The organism is Arthrobacter sp. UYCu712, from assembly GCF_040547005.1.
GTDB lineage: Bacteria > Actinomycetota > Actinomycetes > Actinomycetales > Micrococcaceae > Arthrobacter.
Map to the genome: position 1 here is coordinate 84,453 of NZ_JBEPOZ010000014.1, position 18,523 is coordinate 102,975.

Here is an 18,523-nt window from a genome sequence, read left to right on the forward strand (position 1 = left end):
GCGGAGCGCCGCCTCCGCGGGTTGCTCCGCCGCCCCGGCGCCGCCGCCCCGCGCCCGTGGGGCCTAGTTCTTCGGCAGCCCGTCCAGCAGCCGGGCGCAGCGGATGAAGCCGAGGTGCGAGTAGGCCTGGGGGTGGTTGCCGAGGTGTGTTTCGGTACCGGGATCGTATTCCTCCGGCAGCAGGCCGGTCGGGCCGAACAGGTTCACGAGCTGGTCGAAAAGGTCCCAGGCCTCGTCGATCCGCCCCACCGCCACGTAGGCCTCGATCAGCCAGGCGGTGCAGATGTGGAAGCCGCCCTCCAGGCCCGGCAGTCCGTCGTCGTACCGGTACCGGAATACCGTGGGGCCCACCCGCAGTTCCCGTTCCACAGCGGTGACCGTGTCCAGGAAACGCTGGTCGCTGACGTCGAGAAGGCCGGACAGGCCGATGTGCAGCACGGCGGCGTCCAGGTCGGGGCTGTCATAGGCCACGGTGTAGGACTCCGCGCTCCCGTCCCAGCCCTCTCGCAGCACTTCCTCCCGGATGGTGGCCGCGGTCGGCTCCCAGCTGGGCAGCGGAGCCCGGCCGTGCCGGGCGGCGGCCCGCAGGGCACGGTCCAGCGTCACCCAGCACATCACTTTCGTGTAGACGTGGTGCCGCGGCGCCCGGCGGGCTTCCCAGATTCCGTGGTCCGCCTCATGCCAGCGGGCCAGCACGGCCGAGGCCATCTGGACCATCAGTTCCCAGTGCTGGTCGGACATGGCCCCGGTCCGCACCGCCAGCGCATCGATCACTTCCGCGATCGGCCCGAAAACGTCCAGCTGCACCTGATGGTCCGCGGCGTTGCCGATCCGGACCGGGCGGGACCCTGCGTAGCCCGGCAGGCTCTCAATGATCGCTTCCGTGGACAGCGGCGCACCGGTCACCGAGTACAGCGGATGCAGCCATTCCGGCCCCGGCGCGTGGGCCAGGATCCGCCCCAGCCAGGCCAGGAAGCCTTCCGCCTCCGACATCGAGCCGAGGTCCACCAGCGCGTTGACCGTCATGGACCCGTCCCGCAGCCAGCAGTACCGGTAGTCCCAGTTCCGGGTGCCCCCGATCCCCTCCGGCAGCGAGGTGGTGGGAGCGGCCAGCACGGCGCCGGTCGGTTCGTGGACCAGCGCGCGGAGCACCAGCGCGGAGCGGCGCACCAGCGAGGGCTTCACGCCGGGCAATTGCAGCCCCTGCACCCAGCGCCGCGAGTGATGTGCGACGGCGGCGCGGCGCGAGTTCTCGTCCGGCGGTGCGGCGCGCTGGTGTTCGGTGTCGCCGCAGCGCAGGTTGAGCACAACGGGTCCGTCCCGGAGTTCGACGTCGGCCGCGGCCGTGGCATGGCGCCCGTCGGACGTGATGCTGAAATTGACGCCCGGCGCCAGCAGGACGATCGGTTCGGAGGTGCCCACGACGTGCACTTCCGAACCGCGGGCCTCCATGCTGAAAGGCGCGTTCGCATAGTCCGGCCGGGGCGCGAAAACAATCCTCGCCGCACCGGTTCCGGAGAGCACCCGGACCAGGCTCGTGATGCCCTCGGGGGCCGGCTCCAGGTAGTCCGTGACGGTGACGTCTGCCCAGCGGGTTTCCACGATCATGGTGCTGTCCACATAGCGCTGCCCCAGGACCTGCGAGGCCTTCACCGGCTCCACCGAGAAATGCCCGGCCGCGTCCCCGCCCAGGAGATGGGCGAAGAGCGACCCCGAATGGGGCAGCGGGTGGCTCATCCAGCAGATCTTGGCATCCGGGGTGACGAGCGCGGTGGACGAGCCGTTGCCGATCAGGGAATGCTTTTCCAGGCCGACGGCGTCCTCCCCGAACAGCCAGGCCCGCCGCAGTTCAAACAGGATGGCCAGCACCCGGGCGAACGATTCCGGGTCCCGCAGCCGGTGCGCGGCCGCCGTCGGGCCTTCCCCCACCCGCAGGCCCATGTCCGGACCGCGGAGGGTCGCGATGGCAAGTTCATCGCTGGCGGCGTCGCCCGCATAGAGCGCGGCGCTGACGCCCAGCATGGAGCGCAGGTGCTCCAGCGCGGAGGCCTTGGACGGTTCCACCACGGACAGGTCCAGGACCGAGCCGTCCACAATATAGGTCAGTCCGTGCGCCCGGGCGATCTCCTCTGCCTTCAAGGCAGCCAGCGCGACGACGTCGGGCGCGGCCGGGCGGGTGTGCACCGACACGGCCACCGGCTTCCGTTCGATGGCGATGCCCCGGTAGGCGCCCACGGTTTCGGCGAGCGCCTGGCTGACCTGCTGCAGCACTGATTCGGTGGCGAGGGACAGCCCGTGGGCGTAGCCCATGTCGAACTCCGCGCCGTGCGAGCCAACAAGGTGCACTTCCGCGGGGAGCCGTGAGACGGCCGCCAGATCCCGCAGGGAACGCCCGGAGATGACAGCGGCGTGGGTGTTCGGGAGGGCGGCCAGCGCCCGCAGCGCGATCGCCGCGCTGCCCAGCGGCAAGGTTTCGGTCGAGATGCCTTCGGCCGTGCACAGGGTTCCGCCGTAGTTGCAGGCCACGAGCAGCCCGGGGGTGCGGGCCAGGATCTTGAGGTCCGCGAGCAAATGCGGCGTCAGCCCGTCGTCGGCCGCGTTGGTCTGCACGAAAGCGCGGAGCAGGCCCAGCGGGAGGGACTTTGTCAGGAGGGCGGAGTCAGCCAAGGACTGGTTGAGGGGAGTGGGCATGCGCGGAGTCCTTAAATAATCCCCAATGCCTGCACGAGATTCGTCCTTGAAAGGACATAACTCCAGTATCCTCCCGCCCAGTTTCGGCCGGGTGTCCCGGCGGTTGCAGCTATGTAAAATCCGCAAGCGCCGGGCCTGAAACAGCGAGCGTTTGGGCGCTAGCTGTGATCGGCGCGGTAGAAGTACATTTCCCTGGAGCCCGAAGGGGCGTCCCAGCCTTGGGCAAACGTCCAGCTTCCGCCGAATTTGAGCAGCCCTCCCCACGCCAGTGATCCGCCCTCGTTGACCGCTTTCTGCGTGAAGGGCTGGTTGATGTCATACAGTGCCTGCGCCGCGGCGAACTGGCCCTTGGCATCGGCATAGAAGAAGTCCAGGACCAGCTCGGTCCGCTCGCCTTCGCTGACGATTGCGCAGGCCACCTCCCACCGATCTTGACGGCTTCGCCGCGGGAGTTTCGCGGGATGACGGCGCCTTTGGTCCAATATCGCGAAATCTCGTGGGGGACGGCCAGTCCGAGCTTGTCCCAATGGATCAGGTCATCTGACACTGCGACGTTGATGTCGCAGCCAACATCGCCGAGGGGATAGGCCTCGGAAATCTGGCCGGGCTGCTCATCGCTGAGTCTGGTACATCAGGAACACCGGCGAGGTGGAGGCACCGTCCGGACCGCCGCCGCCGGTGAGCAGATACGGTTCGGTAAACAGGTTGGCGCCGGTGATGGTGGCCAGCAGGGTCACCAGCACGCTGGCCGAGCGGACTCCGGGAACGGTGATGTTCCAGAACTGCACCCACTTGTTGCCGCCGTCCGCCGAGGCGGACTCGTACAGCTCGTCGGGGATGTTCTGCAGCGCCGCCAGGTACAGCAGGATGAAGAACCCCAGCTGTTTCCAGGTCACGTACAGCGCCACGGTGGGCATCGCGAGCCAGGAGTTCACGAGCCACGAAGGGTTCGGGGCCAGCGGTCCGAGGAGCGAGTTCACCAGGCCGTTCTGCTGGAACAGGAACAGCCAGACGCCGACGACGGCGACACTCGCCGTGACGTACGGGACGTAATAGCTGACCCGGAAGAAGGTCTTGAGCTTCGTCACGCGGTTCAGGGCGTTGGCCAGGACGAGGGACAGGCCCACGGTCAGCGGGACGTTGATCAGCAGGAAGATCCCGATGTTGGCGAAGGAACGCTGCACCGCGGGGTCCGTCATGACGGTGACGTAGTTCTCCAGGCCCACGAACGGGCGGTTAACCTTGACCTTCGGCGCGGTGAAGAAGTAGTCGTGGAAGGAAATGTAGCCGGCGTAGCCGAAACGCCAACACGCCCAGGACGTAGATGACATATGGGGCACTGAACAGCAGGCCCAAGGGCTGGCGGCCCAGGAAGTTCTTACGCTTCCTGGGCGCCGTCCGCCGGTCCCCTGGCCTACGGTCCCCCGTGGCGGGGGCGCCGTCAGCTGCGCGAAGTGACATGGAGATTCACCCGCTACTTCTGGGCTGCCAGTTGGTTGATCTTTTCGGCAGCGCCCTTGAACGAGGCGTCGACGCTTTCATTGCCGAAGATCACGGACTTGGCGTGCGCCGTGCGGAAGGTCTGCCAGACCTCGACCGAGTTGGGGACGTTCGGCACCTTGACGGTGCGGCCGGCCTGCTCCGCGAACTGGGTGTACAGCGGGTTCTGGGCGAATTAGTCCGCGTAGACGGCCGGGAGGTCCGTGCGCATCGGCATCTGGCCGGTGTCGGCCAGGAGCTTGCCGTCCTGTTCCTTGCTGGTGGCGAACTTCATGACTTCCCGGGCCGTGCCCTGGTTCTCGCAGGCGGAGTACATTGCGACATTCTTCGCGTCAGAGAAGGTGGAACCTTCAGTCTGGGCCTGCGCGCCCGGCACCGGGACGGCACCCCAGTTGACCTTGTCCTTGTAGGCGGCGATGGCCCACGGCCCGGCCAGCGGCATGGCGGCCTTGCCCTCGGCGAACGAGTCACCCTGGTAGACCTCCTTCGAGGCCAGGTTTTCCTTGTACAGGGTTTCGAACATGGTGGCTACCTGCTTGCCCTCTTCGCTGTCGAAGGTGGCCTTGCCATCCTTGACCAGCGGTGCGCCCCCGGAGTTCGCGGCGTAGAAGGGGTAGAAGTCGAACCAGGACTGGAAGAAGTCACTGGCAGGGGACGGCCAGACCGCGTTGGCCGCGGCGTCGGACTTCACCAGGGTGAAAGGCTCATTCCAGCCGGCGCCGGGCGCCTTACCGGGCGCAGGGCTCAGGCGGGGGCCGGGCCGGTGGATGCCCTGACCACCAGCCGGGGTGCCGGGAGGGTGGTGTCCTCGCCGTCGTGCGTGCCGGCGAGCTGGTTCAGCAGGACGCGGGCAGAGACGCGACCCCAAAGCATGGGGTCCGTGGCGAGGGTGGTGAGCGGCGGATTGAGGTACTGGGTGAATTCGGCGTTGTCGTACCCGGTGATGGAGAGGTCGCCGGGGACGCTGAGCCCCAGCGACTGCGCGTAGGACTGTCCGGCGGTGGCCATGAGGTCGTTCGCGTACACGATGGCCGTGGGCCGGTCCGCCCGGCGGAGCAGGTCGGCGGTGGCGGCCACTCCGCCCGCTGCGGTGAAGTCGGCGGCGGCGAACAGGTCTGAGATCAGGCCCGCCCCGGCCAGCGATTCCTCCCACGCGATGCGGCGGCTGCGCCCGTGGATGTACTCCTGCCCGCCGCCCACATGGGCGATCCGGCGGTGCCCGAGGGCCACCAGATGCTCCACCGCGGCGACGATGCCGGCCGACTCGTCCACGGACACGGCCGGGAACGGGGAGCCGGTGTCGGGCCGGTTCAGCGTCACGGCCGGGACCTTGAGTTCGAGCAGGAGCGGGATGCGGGAGTCGTTGCGGCGGACGTCGGTGAGGATGACGCCGTCGACCCGGCCGTTGTCCACGAGCTTGCGGTAGCAACGCTCTTCGGCGCCCGGCGCGGTGGCGATACTCAGGACCAGGGTGTAATCGTGTTCGGCGAGCGCGGTCTCGATCCCGGCGATGAAGGCCGGGAAGAACGGGTCCGTTCCCAGCAGGGAGGGGTTCCGGGCAACCACGAGGCCCAGCGCGTAGGCCTTCGCCGAGGACAATCCTTTGGCCCGCAGGCTCGGCTTCCAGCCGAGGTCTTTCGCCACCTTGAGGATCCGGTCACGCGTGTCCGGACTGACCCCGGGCTGGCCGTTGAGGGCGTAGGAGACGGCACCCTTGCTGACGCCGGCCGCGAGGGCGACGTCGCTGATGGTGACTGCCATGGGCCGTTCCTTTCGGATGTGGTCCTGAGGCAGCTTCCAGCACTGAACCGGTTAAGTGATGTCTACTACTAAACCGGTTCAGTTGATTCCCGTCAAGGCCTCCGGGCGGCTAGCAGTCCGGTGGGTCGTACTCGTACGCACCCGAATCGGCGGCACCCGTACCCGTGCAGTCCCCGTTCTGGGCCGCCGCTTGTCCGCCCAGATCCAGGCCGGAGAAACCGTCGCCCGCCCGGTCGATCGCGGGGCTCGTCGCGGAAAGGTGCAGGTCAGCGGGCGCATCCACGAACTGGGCCGGCGCGGTGGTCGACGTGCTGCTGGGGACAATGTTGGTCGGGCCGTTGAGGACATTTTGCCCTTCGGCCCAGCCGGTTCCGTCCATCCAGATCGAGTTGCGGACCGCCACCAGGATGTTTCCCCGGATGACCGTCGACCGTGGGCACGACGCATGGCACACGACCGCCTGGGACTCGCTCCCGTCCAACCAGACCGTGTTGTGTTCAAAGACGGTGCCGTTGGTCGGCCCAAACGACGAAGCCGGGCCGCGGACGATCAGGCCGGTGGTCTGGGCGCAGGTGGCGCCGCAGCTCGCCCGGATCAGGTTGTAGCTGAAGGTGTTGCCGTCTGCAGTGCGGTTGGAACGGCCGATTTCGGAAAAGACATTATTGTCTACGGCCACGTTGTGGTGGATTCTGTTGCGATTGCCGTTGTAGATCTCAATGGCGCTTCCGTCGTGGCCGAAGTCGTAGGAGGTCGCGGTGGAGCCGGTAAAAGTGTTGCCCGAAAATTCATTGTCATCGCCGTTGATGAGAGCACCGAACGCTCCGGAATCATCGGTGCAATTGACGGAGTCGGGGGTTCCGCACCCTGTGCCCGGAGTATTGACGTTCATGATGTTGTTATCGGTCAAGATGTTATTCGTATATTTGCCGAAATCAGAGCCGTTGCCCACCCTGATGCCTGCCGCGTTGTAGGTGGCCGTGGAATTCTTGACGACGCCGTAGTCGCCGTAGACGCTGATTCCCGCGTATCCACACCCCTCGGCGCGTAATCCGTCGACCGTGACGAAGCTGCCGTTTACCCGGACGCAACTGCCCGATTCCCCGGAGAGGATCGATGGCGGGTTACCGCTGCCATAGCTTCCCATGGTGATGGCTGACCGGGGCGTGCCGCTTTGGTTGACGATCAGGCCGCCGGTCCACGTGTCACCCCTGCGGAAGCTGACGGAATCTCCGGGCTCCAGAACGGTGCCGTTGACCTTCCCCAGGGATTTCCACGCGGACGCAGGCGAGATCCCGTCGTTGCCGTCGTCCCCGACGTCGCTGACGTAGTAGGCCGTGCCGGCGGCAGATGCCGGCGATGACGCCCCCTGGAGCAGTCCGGCCAGCACCAGGAGGATCATCAGTGTCGCGGCCGCTGTGGCCTTGATCTTCATACGCATACCTGCAGTTTGAGCGTGTCATTGCGGGTGCTTACGCCTGCTGGCAGACCAAGCCGACACCCTGAGGGCCTTAACCGTAGGGGCGGGTCCCGGGGAAGTCAACGGCACGTCCGGCCTGCTGCACAGGGCTGCTCCGCCCGCCGGCCTGCAGGCGCCGCCGGCCGGCGGGGCCTGCAGGCCGAACGGATCCGCGCCCGCTAGACGCGGACGAGCCCGGCGACCTCTGCCAGCAACTCGACGGAGCGCAGCCGTCCCTCGACCCCGGTGTTCTGGTGTGCAACAATCAGCTCGTCAGCGTCGGCATGGGCGGTGAACTCGTTCAGGTACTCCAGCACGGTGTCCGGGGTGCCGATGGCGGAGTACTTCATCATCTGGCCCACGTGCTGGCCTTGCGGCGAGTCCAGGATCATGTCCGCCTCGTCGTCGGTGAATACCCGGCCGTTGCCGAAAAACAGCGAGACGCGGGCGCGCAGGGTTTCCCGGAAAGTGGACTGGGCCTCGGCAGCCGAGTCCGCCGCAACCACGTTGACGCCGGCGATCACGTACGGGGCATCGAGCTGCGCGGAGGGCTTGAACTCCCGGCGGTAGACGGCAACCGCGTCCCGCAGGGCGTTGGGGGCGAAGTGCGACGCGAACGCATACGGCAGGCCCAACTGGGCAGCCAGCCGGGCGCCGAACAGGGAGGAGCCCAGGATGTACAGCGGTACGTTGGTGCCCTTTCCGGGCGTTGCCTCCACGCCGGGGATTCGGGTGGGGCCGCTCAGGTAACCCTGGAGTTCGAGCACGTCCTGCGGGAAGCTGTCCGAGGACATCGGATCGCGGCGCAGGGCACGCAGCGTGTTCTGGTCGCTGCCGGGCGCCCGGCCCAGGCCAAGATCGATCCGTCCCGGATGCAGCGTCGCCAACGTGCCGAACTGCTCGGCGATGGTCAGCGGCGAGTGATTGGGCAGCATCACGCCGCCGGCGCCGAGCTGGATGCTCTTGGTGTGGGCGGCGATGTGGGCAATGAGCACGCTGGTGGCCGAGGAGGCGATGGCGGACATGTTGTGGTGCTCGGCGTACCAGACGCGCCGGTAGCCCAGCTTCTCGGCGAGCTGCGCCATGGCCACACTCCCCGCGAAACTCTCTGCCGCCGTCTGGTCCTTGCCGATGGTTGCCAGGTCAAGAATGGAAAGCGGAACAGTCACGGGACAAGCCGGCCTTTCGTAGCGGAGCGTCGTCTGGCGGCGCCGGTTGCCGGCACACGCACACCTCGAACAACGACGGCGGACCCCGGGTTATTTCCGCCCGGGAACGTGCCGTCCGGCACTGCGGGCCGGCGGGTCAGCGGTGGGCCAGCCCCGGGTCAGCGGCAGGAGAAGTTGTAGTCGAGTCCCCCGGAGACGTACTGGGTGAGGGCCACGCGGCTGCGGGGCGTGAGCCCGGGGAGGGAGCAGTCCTCCTTCGCGCCTGTCAGGGACGAGGCCCCCGCCAGCCAGCTGGGCAGGCCTGCCAGCGGGCTGGCGGACGGGACGGAACCGGCGACCTTCCGCCACTGGTAGCCGGTGGAGTAGATGCCCACGCGGGCGCCAATGCCCTTGAAATAGACGGCCATCCCTTCAAGAACGGCAACGTTGGCCTTCTTGTCGCTCTGCCAGGTGTTTTCCGTTTCCACATCGAGCCACCAGAGGTACGACGCCGGGTTGTCGATGCCGCGGATCCTGGCGTCGTCATGGGCTTTCGCGTAGCCGTATATGTAGGCGCAGGCCCTGAAGATCCGCAGGGCACAGTTCCCGTAGGGGTTGGCCACGCGCGTTCCGTTGTAGGTGTTCGACGTGGGCCACCAGAAGCCCTTCAGCCCGGGGTTGGCGGTGTTGACGTAGAGCGCCACCCGCGGCTGCGGCGTCGCTGCCGGGGACGGTGCCGATCTGGCCCAGGCCAGTTGCGTGGCCAGGCAGGGGTTCGTGGTGTTGGCGAGGCCGTTGTTGACCCCCACGACAGCGAAGGCGGGCTGCTCGGGCAAGGTCTTGCCACACTGCGGCCAGGACACGTCGATGCCCAGCGGCCCAGTCACAGGGGCCGGGTCAGCGAGCGCCGGGTCAGCGAGCGCCGGTCCCGCCCCGAGCAGGACAAGGCCAACGGTGACGGCCAGGGTCGAAAGCCTTTTCAACAGCGGGGTGGGCATGCCCAAGGGTACTGCAGGGGTCCGCCGCCGCACCTGGGAACCCGCCGCGCCGGGCATGACCGGTTGAGATCCCACCGTCCCGGACGGACGTCGCGAAATAGTGCCGGGCAAAGCCGGGCCCGGGGCAGCCGGACCCGGCTAAGCTATCGGCATGGCCACCAAGTCCACCGCAGATAAGATCGCCACCATCCAGAAGGGGTACACCTTCGAGGGCGCCACGATTGAGCTGGGAGCCGCGATTGTCGACGGCGAACTGCGCAAAGAGGCACCCGTCCGGCTGCCGCTCGCGATGATGAACCGGCACGGCCTCGTGGCCGGCGCGACGGGCACGGGCAAGACCGTCACGCTGCACATGATGGCCGAACAGCTCTCCACGGCCGGTGTGCCGGTGTTCCTGGCGGACATCAAGGGTGACCTCGCCGGGCTGGCCACCGCCGGCACCGGCTCAGAGAAGCTGCTGGCGCGCACGGAGAGCATCGGCCAGGCCTGGTCCGGCAAGGCATTCCCGGTGGAATTCCTGGCCCTCGGCGGCGACGGCCACGGGATCCCGGTCCGGGCCACCGTGACGTCTTTCGGCCCCATCCTGCTTTCCCGTGTCATGGAACTTAACGACACCCAGGAATCCAGCCTCCAGCTGGTCTTCCACTTCGCCGACAAGAACAACCTCGAGCTGATCGACCTGAAGGACCTGCGGGCCGTCATCCAGTTCCTCACCTCGGCCGAGGGCAAGGACCAGCTTGAGGAACTCGGCGGGCTCTCCAAGGCCACCGCCGGAGTCATCCTCCGTGAACTGATTACCCTCGAGGCGCAGGGGATGGAGCGGTTCTTCGGGGAGCCTGAGTTCGACACCGCGGAGCTGATGCGCACCGCCCCGGACGGCCGCGGCGTCGTCAGCTGCCTGGAACTGCCCACGCTGCAGACCAAGCCCATGCTCTTCTCCACCTTCCTGATGTGGCTGCTCGCCGATCTGTTCGAGGAGCTGCCCGAGGCCGGCGATCTGGACAAGCCCAAGCTCGTGTTCTTTTTGGACGAGGCCCACCTGCTGTTCAACGGCGCCTCAAAGGCGTTCCTGGACGCCATCACCACCACCGTGCGGCTGATCCGGTCCAAGGGCGTCGGGATTTTCTTCGTCACCCAGACGCCGAAGGACGTCCCGTCGGAAGTCCTGGGACAGCTCGCCAACCGCGTGCAGCATGCCCTGCGGGCTTACACGCCCGAGGACGCGAAGGCCCTCAAGGCCACCGTCTCCACCTTCCCTATGAGCGACTACGACCTCGAAGAAACGCTCACTTCGGCAGGTATCGGCGAGGCCGTCATCACTGTCATGAATGAAAAGGGCGCCCCGACCCCCGTGGCGCTGACCCGGCTCCGCGCGCCGGAGTCCGTCATGGGCACGAGCATTGACGCCCTGATCGCAAGCACCGTGACCGGTTCGGCCCTGCTCCCCAAGTACGGCACCGCGGTGGACAACGTCTCCGCCTTTGAGAAGATCAGCGGCCGCGCCGCTGCGGCCGAAGCCGACCCGGCGGCACCGGCCGGTCCTGGCGGCGGAGCAGGCACGTCCGGCAGTACCCGTGGCACTTCCGACGTCGATGCCGAGGCCCGGCGGATCGAGGAAGAGATCCTGGGCCGCCCGAGCAGCCGGCCCGCACCGGCGCCGGACAGGGCGCGGACACCCGAGCGCCAGGCGCCGCAGGAAACCGGAGGAGGCATCGCCGGAGATCTCGCCGGAGCGCTGGGCGGCGGCCTCAAGAGCATGGCCCGCTCACTCGGAACCCAGCTGGGCCGCGAACTGCTCCGGGGCGTCTTCGGCACGGCACCCAAGCGCCGCCGCCGCTAGGCGGCCGGCACGCCTGACCGCCTGCGCCCCGGCGGCGCCGGCACGGCAGCCGGTGCTGCACGTCACACGGGACGACTGTGACAAGAGCATTCCCGTGGGGTGCAGGTATCGTATGGTACGTGCAAATGAGTCAGGCTTTGGTCAGGATCGCAGCCGGATGGCTGATGGGCCTGATGTTCGCCGTGGCCGGATCCATCGTGGCGGTCAACGTCATCAATAACTCCATCGCGAGCCCGCAGCAACCCGTCCGTGAGTACCTTGACGCTTTGAAGAACGGCGAAGGCGAAAAAGCGCTCGGCCTCCTGCGCGCCTCGGTGCCCCAAAGCAACGCCGCCATGCTGGACGGCTCCGCGCTGCAGACTGCGGCGGCACGGATCGGCGACGTGAAGGTTGGCACGGCCGAGGAACGCGGCGGAAAACAGGTCATGGTGCCCGTCGACTACACCGTCAACGGCAGCGAGCTGCGGACCGAATTCCTGCTCGAACGGTCCGGCACCGAGTGGCTGTTCTTCCACAAGTGGTCCTTCGTCCCGTCGGCCCTTCCCGTCCTGGACGTTACGGTGGTCAACGCCAATGAGGCCACGCTCAACGGTGTGCCGGTGAACATGCCCAATGGCCGGAACGCCTTCGCCGTTTTTTATCCCGGCGAGTACGAGGCCTCCCTCAATGGTGAATATTTCTCGGCCCCGTCCACCCGGGCCACCCTGTCCGCCCGTAATGTTCCAGCCGCTCCGCTGAACCTGATGACCCAGGCCACCGACGCGTTGAAGGACGCCGTGGGCGGCAAGGTCAAGGAGTTCCTGGACGGCTGCGCCGACGAGGCCGACAAGAAGCAGCAGCTGCAGCCCGACTGCCCGTTCTACCATGCCACCAACAACCGCGTCTTCGATGGGACCATCGACTGGAGCATCACCGACTACCCCGTCGTCAAGGTTGAGCCGTTTGGCGGTCGCTGGGTGGTGGCGCCGCTGGACGGCAAGGCCCGGATCAAGGCGCGCCAGCAGGACCTGTTCACCGGGGCCGTCACGGAGATCGACGCCGTCCACGATTTCAGCTTCACCACGCGCCTGGACATCGAGGCCGACACGGTGAAGCTCACCCCGCTCCTGAGCTACTGAACGAGCCGGCCTGCCCGCCCTCGGCGCTGGGCCAGGCTCAGGCGGAGCGTCACTCCGCGCAGACTCCTGGCTCCAGCGGCCCCGTCGAAGCCCACCAATCCGCGGAACTCTTCGCCGTCGACGTCCGAAAACCTGCCTACCGTGACAGCCAGCGGCCTTTGTTCAGGAGCTCAAGCACGGCCAGGACCAGGGACTCCCGGAACGGCAGGCACCGCAACGCGTGAATGAGGACATCGCCGAGGGCCGCGACTGGCCGGTGTGGATGCGGCTCGAGCAGTAAGCCTCCGTGCCCTACTTCTCCTGCTCGGCGCGCACCGCCCGTGATGGACGTGCACGGACACCCCCGGCTGACCGGTCCAGAGCCGGTAGAAAGCCGCGGCGCTGACGCAGGTGAGCAGTTGCCTGCGCTGCAGCAGCGCAACGTAGCCAGGCTCCGCCGTCGGAAGCGCATACAGCCCGCGACACGGCTGCACAACGCCGGCTCTCACCGCCCGACGCAGTGCGGCGTCGTCGATTCCCAAGCGGGCCAGCGCGGGCCGCCGCGCCGCTCCCCCGCAGCCGGTCAACGCCGTGAAGACATCCATGGGCACATGATTCGCCCCGCCAAGGAGTCCCGGCACCGGCGGGCAGGCGTATGTGGATAATTTCGTGTCACGCCTGGCGGCGTTTTGAAGCCTTGGGCGTCGGCGGGCGGCGGGATTCCGCGGCTAAAGGGTCTGAGGGAAGCCAAAAGGCTGCTGTCCGTGACGCGAGGTCACGGACAGCAACCTTTGAACAGCCGGCGCGGCGGGTGTCAGTCCATGCCGCGCAGGTCCAGCACCAGTTCCGTGTCGCCGTCGGCCTGCAGCAGCACCGGGATGCCCCAGTCCTGCTGGTACAGGTGGCAGGCGGCGTGGTCGGGGATCTCACCGTCCGCATCCTCCGGACCGTCACAGGCAGCGGCGCGCGCGGTGATGTGCAGCACGCCTTCTGGTACGTCGGAGGACAGTTCCAGCGTGCGGAGCAGGCCCACCGAGGTGCCGCCGCCGGCCACGAGCAGCTCCGGCGGGGTCGAGGAGATCTTCAGCTGGGTGGGATCGCCCCAGCGGTCGTCCAGCTTCTGGCCGGTCGGCGCCGTGAAGCGGACGGTCAGCTCCAGCGGCCCGGGGGCAACCGGGCTCTTGGGGCGGTGGGTCTGCGCCGCGCCCTCATCCACCTGCTGGGCTTCCTTCGGGATGGGCACGTACACCAGCTGGTGCTTGTTGGCCTCGACCACCACCAGCAGCGGCTCGGCGCCGGCCGCATGCGTGTGGTCCACAATCACGTCGGAGGGCTCGGACAGCCCACGGGCCAGAGTCGATACCGTGCCGGAGGAGGGGTCATAGCGGCGGACAGCCCCGTTGTAGGTGTCGGCGATCGCCACCGATCCGTCCGGCAGCACGGTGACGCCCAGCGGGTGCTGCAGCCGGGCGTCGGCGGCCTTGCCGTCGCGGAAGCCGAAGTCGAACAGCCCCTTGCCGACGGCGGTTTCGACTGCGATGCTGCCGCCCTCGCCGATGACGAGTTTGCGCAGGGCCGACGTCTCCGAGTCCGCCACCCAGATGTTCCCGTCCGCGTCTTCGGCGAGGCCGGAGGACTGGGCGAACCACGCCTCGGCGGCGGGACCGTCAAGGAGTCCCTCCAGGCCGTTGCCGGCAATGATGGACACCGCCCCGGTCAGCGGATCGAAGCTGAAGATCTGGTGCACGCCGGCCATCGCGACCACGACCGCGTTCAGTTTGGCGGACCAGACAACGTCCCACGGCGAGCTCAGCGAAACCTGCAGCGGGTCCGCTTCCAGCCGGGCGCCGAAGGCAGCGCCCTCCTCATCGACCCGGGCCGGACCCGTCTCGAGCAGCCGCTGCACGCCGTTGCCGGCCAGGGTGCGGACGGTACCGTCCGCGAGCGAGAGGCCACGGAGCCGGTGGTTGACGGTGTCGGCAACCACGACGTCGTAGCCGGCCTTGGCGGCCGCGTCCTCCGGCAGCAGGACCAGGCCTTGGGGCTCGTTGAACCGAGCCGCCTCCGCGCCGCCGTCGGCATGTCCCTTCCCGCCCGAGCCGTAGGTCGCCAGGACAGTCTGGAAGTCGGGGGACAGCTTGACGAGCCGGTGGTGGCCGGTGTCTGTGACAAGCCACGACCCGGCGTCGGCGGAGTCGTCACTGCCCGTGTCACTGGCGGCGCCGCCGCGGCCGGCCGGGAGGTACAGGGCCTTGCCCGGGAACCGCAGGGTGCCCGACGTCGGCTCCGGCGCCACATAGGGGCCGTCGCCGCGGTGCAGGGTGCCCTTGGCCTCATGCTCGGCGATCAGTTCGGGGATCAGCACTGCAAGGCCGTCCGCGTGGCCTTCGCCGGAGAGGTGGGCCACGATGTAACCCTCGGGGTCGATGACCACCAGGGTCGGCCAGGCGCGGGCCGTGTAGGCCTTCCACGTGTCCAGCTCGGGGTCGTCCAGGACCGGGTGGCGGATCTCGTAACGTTCCACGGCCGCGGCCAGGGCCACCGGATCAGCCTCGTGCTCGAACTTGGGCGAGTGCACACCGACCGTCACCAGGACATCGGAATATTCCTGTTCGAGGGGGCGGAGCTCGTCCAGGACATGCAGGCAGTTGATGCAGCAGAAGGTCCAGAAATCCAGCATCACGATCTTGCCACGGAGGGATTCAAGGTCCAGGGACTTGCCGCCGGTGTTCAGCCAGTTGCGGCCCACCAGTTCGGAGGCCCGGACCCGGAGATGGGTGCGTACGGTTTCGGTCATGAGCGTCCTTCCAGCTTTGAGTTGCGTTCAGCCAGCTTGGCATCGCGCTCGGCCAGCTTGGCAAACATATCGTTGTAAGCAGTAAGATCGGCGTCGTTATTCCTGTCGGCTGCCCGGTCGGTGCGTTTGGACTCCCGGGCATCGGAGCGGGACCACTGGACGGCGACGCCGATCGCCACCAGCAGCGTCGGCACTTCGCCGATGCCCCAGGCGACGGCGCCGCCCATCTGCTGGTCCAGGAGCGCCGAGGGGCCCCACGTGCGGCCGAGGTTGCCGAAATAGTCCGCGGCGAGCAGCCCGGTGCCACCCATGATCGCGACGCCGAAGAAGGCGTGGAAGCCCATGGTGGCGAGCAGGAGCAGCAGCCGCATGGGGTAGGGCGCGCGCAGCGGCAGGGGATCGGTGCCGATCATGGTCAGCACGAAGATGTAGCCGGTGAGGGCGAAGTGCAGGTTCATGAGCTCGTGGCCCACGTGGTCCCGCATGGCGTAGCCGAAGGCATCGGAGTAGTAGAACAGCACGATCGAGCCGGCGAAGTTGGCGGCTGCGAACAGCGGGTGGGTCACCAGCCGGGAGAACTTCGAGTGCACGAAGATCAGCAGCCATTCGCGCGGCCCGTGGGAGCTGTCCCGGCGCGGAGTGAGGGCCCGGAGTGCCAGTGTCACCGGGGCGCCGAGAACGAGGAAGATGGGGGCCACCATGGTCAGCGCCATGTGGTCCACCATGTGCGCCGAGAACAGCACGCGGCCGTAGACCGACGGCGGCCCGGAGGTGACGTAGGTCAGGACCACCAGTCCCACCACCCAATTGACGGTCCGGAACCAGGACCACGAGTCGCCGCGCCGCATCACCTTCCAGACGCCGAGGAAGTACGTCACGAGGCCAAAGAGCGCGGCGGCGATCCAGAGCCAGTCGAGCCGCCATTCGGTCAGCCAGCGCCCCGGTGTGAGCTCCGGCGGAAGATCGTAGCCCGAGAGGATGAAGGCCGGGGAAGCATCGGGGGCAAAGGTGGTGGGTTGCGGCGGGGCCGACCGGCCCAGCGCGACCGCGATTCCCGACGTCGCCCCCATGATGAGCAGCTCCACGGCGACGAGCTGCCAGAGCACCCGGCGGGCGGACATGCCCCCTCCTGCGCTTCCCAGCTGCGGGATCACCCAGCTGCGGTGCATGAGGCCGATTCCGCCAAGGACGGCCGTCGCGGCGGACTTCGCCAGGATGAGCTGCCCGTAACTGGAGCCGAACAGGTCGGCCCAGCTGGTGACACGGATGGTGGCGTTGACGATGCCGGAAGCGAAGACCAGAACGAAAGCGAACCCGGCGAGGGCGGAGAACCGGCGCAGCGTCGGCTCGGTGATGTCCGGCCGGGCGCTGGTCTTGGCTGCTGCCCCGACGGCGCCGCCCAGTACGCCGGACAGGAGGGCCAGCATGATGATGCCGCCCACCCAGGCCGAGACACCCACCAGGTGCAGGCCGAGGGAGTTGATGGCGCCCTCGTGGTCATCTGAACTGGAGGAGTGGCCGATCAACGCCGAGGGCATCAGGCCAATGAGCGCGAGCACCAGCGTAGCGGCGAGGTCGCCGCGGGAACGCACGCCGAAGAGTGCCGTGGTGACGACGGCGGCAATGATGACCACTGCCACCCAGGCGCGGCCGGTCTCGATGTCCGTCATGAAGTAGACCAGGGACCGGGTGAACTCCGGGTCCCCGGAGACGCCCTGGCCGGCGACGTCCGAGTAGCTCAGCACGAGCACGGCGATCGCCGAAATTGTCCAAACGGCTCCGGCCACGGCGGCGATGGCCAGCGCCCGGGTAAATGCCGGGTGCTCGGGGGCGTCCTTGACCTTGGACCGCGAGCTCGCGAGGCTGCGGGGCAGGATGCCGACCGCGAAGATCAGGCCGCCGATCACGGTGGCAATTGAGGCGTTGTGGATGGCCTTGCTGACGGGGAGTCCCCAGCGGACCAGGGCGCCGGGGTCAGAGACCTGGCGTGCGGCGGCCGCACCGGAGAACAGCAATGCCGCTGCCAGACCCGCAAAGAGCGCCACAAGGCCCGCGAACTGCCACGCGCGGGATATGCCGCCCGCGCGGCCGTCAGTGCGCGGCGCTCCCCCGGAAGGGCTCGGCGCTGTTGCTGTGGCACGGGGATTTGCGGCAGAAGGCACATCTCCATTGTCCGCTACGCCCGCCCGGTCACCGAATCGGCGCCGCGCACCCTCCCGGCCGCCGGGGCGGTCGCGGAGACGCCCGCACGCCGGAGGTGCAGGGCTTAACGCAAAAGGAGCGGCAACCCGAAGGTTGCCGCTCCTTTCAGTCTTTCGAAGAAGTTACTTCTTCTTGGCGACTGCAGCCTTCAGCTTGGAGCCGGCGGTCAGCTTGACGCTGTGGCCAGCGGCAATCTGGATGGTCTCGCCGGTCTGCGGGTTGCGGCCGGTGCGAGCTGCACGGTCGGTGCGCTCAACTGCAAGCCAGCCCGGGATGGTGATCTTTTCGCCCGCGGCGACAGAGGTCTCGAAAACCTCGAACAGTGCATCCAGCACGGAGTTGACGGCTGCCTGGCTGGTGCCGGCCTTGCCTGCTACCTCTGCAACAAGTTCACTACGGTTCTTAGCCATTTATGTCCTCCTGGACGGTCATGATTTCTGGAGCCTGCACACGGCATGCGCACAAGCCACTGTTCGAAAACTTACCAGCTTGCCGCCGCCGAGGTGGCAAATTCCGCGTGTTTTCGGCGTTTTTCAGGGAAAATCACGGGAATCGTCCGCTTTCAGCGTGATATTTCGCCGACAGCGGACGCCTCCGCCAGCCCGCCGCCAGCCCGCCGTCAGACGTTGTCACCGGACACGCCGGACGTCGCGCCCGACGTCGCGCTCGTCGCCGTCGCCGGCGCGGGGTTCCTGTCGTCCGACGGCTGCTGCCGGGCCCGCGTCTGTAGAGTCTGGTCCCCGCACCTGCCTGGGGATCCGCCGGGCAGGGAGGGCTGCGTGCCCAGGTTCCGGTCGACGTCGGCGGAAGGCCGGCGCTGGCCCGGCTGCCTGCCCAGGTTCCGGCCCTGATGGGCCCGGCGGAAGGCCGGCTGTTTTGTGGTTTACGGGTTAAATGCGGGAGAGCCTCCAGACTGTGTGTCTGGAGGCTCTCGACCGTTTAATGATGTTCCGGCGGTGACCTACTCTCCCACACCCTCCCGGGTGCAGTACCATCGGCGCTGTGGGTCTTAGCTTCCGGGTTCGGAATGGGA

Annotated in this window: 13 protein-coding genes, 1 rRNA gene and 1 pseudogene; 2 read left to right on the top strand and 13 right to left on the bottom strand. The window is 67.8% G+C overall.

Translation table 11 applies throughout. The annotated features are described in order from the left end of the window. Positions 1-63 precede the first annotated feature (63 nt). The 9 genes and pseudogenes from ABIB51_RS14535 to ABIB51_RS14575 all read right to left on the bottom strand — a co-directional run bounded on the left by ABIB51_RS14535 (position 64) and on the right by ABIB51_RS14575 (position 9,554). Entirely contained in the window at positions 64-2,691 is a 2,628-nt protein-coding gene (locus ABIB51_RS14535) for a trehalase-like domain-containing protein (protein ID WP_354189184.1), read from the bottom strand. A gap of 158 nt (positions 2,692-2,849) precedes the next feature. After that, on the bottom strand, positions 2,850-3,110 hold the full coding sequence (locus ABIB51_RS14540; protein ID WP_354189186.1) for a hypothetical protein: 261 nt from the start codon (positions 3,108-3,110) through the stop codon (positions 2,850-2,852). Positions 3,111-3,314: 204 nt separating this feature from the next. After that, positions 3,315-4,152 (bottom strand): annotated as a pseudogene (locus ABIB51_RS14545) (carbohydrate ABC transporter permease); the annotation flags it as partial. A gap of 13 nt (positions 4,153-4,165) precedes the next feature. Next, complete coding sequence (locus ABIB51_RS14550) at positions 4,166-4,309, bottom strand: hypothetical protein (protein ID WP_354189188.1); 144 nt, start codon at positions 4,307-4,309, stop codon at positions 4,166-4,168. A gap of 57 nt (positions 4,310-4,366) precedes the next feature. Beyond that, positions 4,367-4,882, bottom strand: coding sequence for an extracellular solute-binding protein (locus ABIB51_RS14555; RefSeq protein WP_354189190.1), 516 nt, complete (start codon positions 4,880-4,882; stop codon positions 4,367-4,369). Positions 4,883-4,935: 53 nt separating this feature from the next. After that, entirely contained in the window at positions 4,936-5,952 is a 1,017-nt protein-coding gene (locus tag ABIB51_RS14560) for a LacI family DNA-binding transcriptional regulator (RefSeq protein WP_354189192.1), read from the bottom strand. Between the two features lie 109 nt (positions 5,953-6,061). Beyond that, positions 6,062-7,390: a right-handed parallel beta-helix repeat-containing protein gene (locus ABIB51_RS14565; RefSeq protein WP_354189194.1), complete on the bottom strand. Its 1,329-nt coding sequence runs from the start codon at positions 7,388-7,390 to the stop codon at positions 6,062-6,064. Positions 7,391-7,587: 197 nt separating this feature from the next. Beyond that, on the bottom strand, positions 7,588-8,577 hold the full coding sequence (locus ABIB51_RS14570) for an LLM class flavin-dependent oxidoreductase (RefSeq protein ID WP_354189196.1): 990 nt from the start codon (positions 8,575-8,577) through the stop codon (positions 7,588-7,590). A 158-nt stretch (positions 8,578-8,735) separates the two neighbouring features. Further along, positions 8,736-9,554, bottom strand: a complete 819-nt coding sequence (locus ABIB51_RS14575; RefSeq protein ID WP_354189198.1) for a glycoside hydrolase family 25 domain-containing protein — start codon at positions 9,552-9,554, stop codon at positions 8,736-8,738. Positions 9,555-9,705: 151 nt separating this feature from the next. On the opposite strand from ABIB51_RS14575, the gene ABIB51_RS14580 reads away from it, so the two are divergent. Both ABIB51_RS14580 and ABIB51_RS14585 read left to right on the top strand, forming a co-directional pair. Then, positions 9,706-11,394 carry a helicase HerA-like domain-containing protein gene (locus ABIB51_RS14580; protein WP_354189200.1) on the top strand — a complete coding sequence of 563 codons (1,689 nt, stop codon included), beginning with the start codon at positions 9,706-9,708 and terminating at the stop codon, positions 11,392-11,394. Between the two features lie 125 nt (positions 11,395-11,519). Then, a complete protein-coding gene (locus ABIB51_RS14585; RefSeq protein ID WP_354189202.1) occupies positions 11,520-12,512 on the top strand; it encodes a hypothetical protein in 993 nt (330 codons plus the stop codon). Positions 12,513-13,305: 793 nt separating this feature from the next. Here the strand turns inward: ABIB51_RS14585 and ABIB51_RS14590 are convergent. The 4 genes from ABIB51_RS14590 to rrf form a co-directional block, all read right to left on the bottom strand. Further along, positions 13,306-15,288, bottom strand: a complete 1,983-nt coding sequence (locus tag ABIB51_RS14590; RefSeq protein WP_354189203.1) for an NHL domain-containing thioredoxin family protein — start codon at positions 15,286-15,288, stop codon at positions 13,306-13,308. Beyond that, on the bottom strand, positions 15,285-17,450 hold the full coding sequence (locus tag ABIB51_RS14595) for a bifunctional copper resistance protein CopD/cytochrome c oxidase assembly protein (protein WP_354189205.1): 2,166 nt from the start codon (positions 17,448-17,450) through the stop codon (positions 15,285-15,287). Before ABIB51_RS14595 ends, ABIB51_RS14590 begins: the two co-directional genes overlap by 4 nt. Before the next feature lie 162 nt (positions 17,451-17,612). Then, entirely contained in the window at positions 17,613-17,900 is a 288-nt protein-coding gene (locus tag ABIB51_RS14600; protein WP_011776355.1) for an HU family DNA-binding protein, read from the bottom strand. 538 nt (positions 17,901-18,438) lie between these two features. Continuing rightward, positions 18,439-18,523 (bottom strand): 5S ribosomal RNA (gene rrf / locus ABIB51_RS14605); the annotation flags it as partial.

Coding starts and splice junctions, on each gene's coding strand:
- ABIB51_RS14590 (WP_354189203.1), bottom strand. CDS start 15,288: ATGACCGAAACCGTACGCACCCATCTCCGGGTCCGGGCCTCCGAACTG.
- ABIB51_RS14535 (WP_354189184.1), bottom strand. CDS start 2,691: ATGCCCACTCCCCTCAACCAGTCCTTGGCTGACTCCGCCCTCCTGACA.
- ABIB51_RS14565 (WP_354189194.1), bottom strand. CDS start 7,390: ATGCGTATGAAGATCAAGGCCACAGCGGCCGCGACACTGATGATCCTC.
- ABIB51_RS14580 (WP_354189200.1), top strand. CDS start 9,706: ATGGCCACCAAGTCCACCGCAGATAAGATCGCCACCATCCAGAAGGGG.
- ABIB51_RS14585 (WP_354189202.1), top strand. CDS start 11,520: ATGAGTCAGGCTTTGGTCAGGATCGCAGCCGGATGGCTGATGGGCCTG.
- ABIB51_RS14600 (WP_011776355.1), bottom strand. CDS start 17,900: ATGGCTAAGAACCGTAGTGAACTTGTTGCAGAGGTAGCAGGCAAGGCC.
- ABIB51_RS14560 (WP_354189192.1), bottom strand. CDS start 5,952: ATGGCAGTCACCATCAGCGACGTCGCCCTCGCGGCCGGCGTCAGCAAG.
- ABIB51_RS14575 (WP_354189198.1), bottom strand. CDS start 9,554: ATGCCCACCCCGCTGTTGAAAAGGCTTTCGACCCTGGCCGTCACCGTT.